The 1,793-nt window shown below is 45.8% G+C and carries 4 protein-coding genes; all 4 read right to left on the bottom strand.

All coding sequences use genetic code 11. From position 1 onward, the window contains the following. Positions 1–164 precede the first annotated feature (164 nt). The gene (locus tag HMPREF0658_RS09520) at positions 165–461 is read right to left on the bottom strand and encodes a nucleotidyltransferase family protein (protein WP_006950454.1); all 297 of its coding nucleotides are present in this window, start codon (positions 459–461) and stop codon (positions 165–167) included. After that, entirely contained in the window at positions 440–829 is a 390-nt protein-coding gene (locus HMPREF0658_RS09515; protein WP_036884435.1) for a HEPN domain-containing protein, read from the bottom strand. Before HMPREF0658_RS09515 ends, HMPREF0658_RS09520 begins: the two co-directional genes overlap by 22 nt. Positions 830–897: 68 nt before the next feature. Continuing rightward, positions 898–1,203, bottom strand: coding sequence for a type II toxin-antitoxin system YafQ family toxin (locus HMPREF0658_RS09510; RefSeq protein ID WP_006950452.1), 306 nt, complete (start codon positions 1,201–1,203; stop codon positions 898–900). Next, entirely contained in the window at positions 1,203–1,403 is a 201-nt protein-coding gene (locus HMPREF0658_RS09505; RefSeq protein WP_036884440.1) for a hypothetical protein, read from the bottom strand. Before HMPREF0658_RS09505 ends, HMPREF0658_RS09510 begins: the two co-directional genes overlap by 1 nt. Positions 1,404–1,793 lie beyond the last annotated feature (390 nt).

Genomic DNA, 1,793 nt, shown 5'->3' with positions numbered 1-1,793 from the left:
GGCAAGCCGCAAAGCCTCTGATTCTCATCCGTTTTCTTCTCATTCCCTCCACGTTATGCGAGGGAGAGGAAGTTGATACCACACTAAGGGGGAGAAAACAATCATCCCTCACTTTCTAAAGGAGTGAGGGATGGGATAATCGTAAAAAGTCTATGATTCGACGTTCATATCGCGATTCCGTCGCGCTTCACAGTATCATATAGGGGTGAAGGACGCGTTTCGTCTATCAATACGGGCTCAATCAAACTACTCACTCGCCAGCCGGCACGCCAAAGTTGAGACGACAGGGAAAGCCAATCCGCTTCCCGCCCGTTGATAACTACTGCTACATCGATGTCGCTGTCGTCCCGCGCTTCATCTCGACTATACGAGCCGTACAGATACACTGCGGTTGGCTTTATCAATCGTGAAATCTCCTTTTTATAGCGTTTCACGAGCTTTATAGCTTGTTTTCTATCCATTGCTTCAGCGCTTTTGTTTGTTCGATGATTTCTTTGCAACGTTCGGGCGACAGTGCGCTCATCAATTCCTCCTTATAAGACGGGTAGCGCGCTTCGATATTCAGAGGCATCATTTGCGCCATAAACTCGAGTTGCTCTTCCGTCATTATACTTTCCAATCCGCTCCCTTCCGATAATCTTTTCAGATTATGAATGTAAGGCGGGTCGGTTGGCTGTGTGGCGCACCAGTATGATTTCAATGTCTTTTCTATCACCTGATGACACATAAAACCCACATACAGCCATCTTCCTGTGGTAAACATGGCTTCTGCTGTTTCCAAATCGTAGTCGGCCATTTCTTTCCAATATAGTTTCTTGTCTACTGCCATGATTGCAAGTTTAGTAACCATGGCAAAGATAACGTTTTTCTGCCGACCGACCAAACATCAATGGGCGGTCAGAACAAATCGGAATGTGTTCCGGTACGCAATAAGTTGAGAATACGCAATTCGCTGACGGCATTTCCTTTTCGTTTCTCCACCAAGTTCTCCTTACTGTATATCAACAGCCAATCAGGATGAATGTGGCATTCGCGGGCTCCGGCAAACTCTCCGCTTAACGCATGGTCGCGCTTTTCCGGCGGTAAGGGTGTGTCGTTTGCAAGCATCTGAATAACTGCATCCAATTCTTTTTCCGGCAGATGACGACGGCGTGCCCGTTTCACATCGTGTTTATATTGATGTGTATAAACGATTTCGCGCATCAGCCAAGACTTTTTTTATAGTCATCGAAGTTCTTGCATCGTGTCACCTTGCCTTCTTTCAGTTCTCGGAAAGCACGACGTGTTGCTTCAATGCCCTTATCGGCCGGCGAAGAAGAGATCAACCCTATACTGCGCAGATAAGTTACAAGGCCACGTCCTTCTTTTGTTCGTTCGTTGATGTGAATTGTGTAAGTTGCCATAGTTTCTTTCATTTACGTTACTTCAATGGCAAAGATAACGTTTTTCTGCCGACCGACCAAACATCAAATGGCGGTTTTCCCTCTCGTGTGTGGTATCAATCTGTCAAAGAGCGAGTGCGAAAGGTGAGTGTCCTGTATCGCACGGTTTACGTTTGTGGACAGCAATGCCACCCCTCCCCCGCTTCCTCTCTCTTTATGCGGGAGGGAGAGGGCGTTCAGGGAGCGTCAGCCGTCAACAAGCAAATAAAAGATGACAGGAAGCCATAGAATCCATTTTGAAAGGGCAAATGGGTGATCGTATTGATTGAGTTTAGTCTGAGAATTCTATTTTTGAACTTACCAAACCTAAATCAGAATGCTACAATATATAAATATTTGAAAATCAATAGC

It is taken from the genome of Hoylesella marshii DSM 16973 = JCM 13450 (assembly GCF_000146675.1).
Taxonomy (GTDB): Bacteria; Bacteroidota; Bacteroidia; order Bacteroidales; family Bacteroidaceae; genus Prevotella; species Prevotella marshii.
This window is presented reverse-complemented; position numbering and strand designations above follow the sequence as displayed.

Bases quoted from the DNA above. Each gene is read 5' to 3' on its own strand.
- HMPREF0658_RS09510 (WP_006950452.1), bottom strand. From the start codon at position 1,203: ATGCGCGAAATCGTTTATACACATCAATATAAACACGATGTGAAACGG.
- HMPREF0658_RS09505 (WP_036884440.1), bottom strand. From the start codon at position 1,403: ATGGCAACTTACACAATTCACATCAACGAACGAACAAAAGAAGGACGT.
- HMPREF0658_RS09520 (WP_006950454.1), bottom strand. From the start codon at position 461: ATGGATAGAAAACAAGCTATAAAGCTCGTGAAACGCTATAAAAAGGAG.
- HMPREF0658_RS09515 (WP_036884435.1), bottom strand. From the start codon at position 829: ATGGCAGTAGACAAGAAACTATATTGGAAAGAAATGGCCGACTACGAT.